Raw genomic sequence first — 416 nt, 5'->3', positions numbered from 1 at the left:
CCAGTCGTCACGACGGTAAAAGCTGACATGGGCGATCGTCAGTCCTTCAATTTCGAGCGGGGTGTAGAATCCATTGACAAAATCGACTTCAGCAATCAGTCCTTCGGCGTGAAAGGTGCGCCGGACGCCTTCTTCAGGAGCAGTCACCCAGCCGCGCTGACCCCACAGCGCCAGTGCCTGTTTCGGATTGACCTGATGACCTTCATAGCGACGAGAACCAGATTCTTGCTGTTCGGCGGCTGTGGGAACGTACAGTTCGCGAAAGATTTGCTTGAACGGCTGAACGCGCCCAGAGGAGGCGAAGCCATCGCTCGCAAAGCAATCTTGCTGCCACAGATGCCACTCCTGCGTGATCAGCAAATCGTGGGGATGGGCAATTCTGGCGCTCGATCGAATTGGCGTCACAGCCTGACTGT

At 56.2% G+C, this 416-nt stretch carries 1 protein-coding gene; it reads right to left on the bottom strand.

All coding sequences use genetic code 11. The features are described from left to right. A partial coding sequence (locus tag D7Y13_RS43815; RefSeq protein ID WP_147452751.1) for a DUF4132 domain-containing protein occupies positions 1-416 on the bottom strand: 416 nt, incomplete at both ends.

The sequence above is a fragment of the Corallococcus praedator genome (genome assembly GCF_003612125.1).
Taxonomy (GTDB): domain Bacteria; phylum Myxococcota; class Myxococcia; order Myxococcales; family Myxococcaceae; genus Corallococcus; species Corallococcus praedator.
This window is presented reverse-complemented; position numbering and strand designations above follow the sequence as displayed.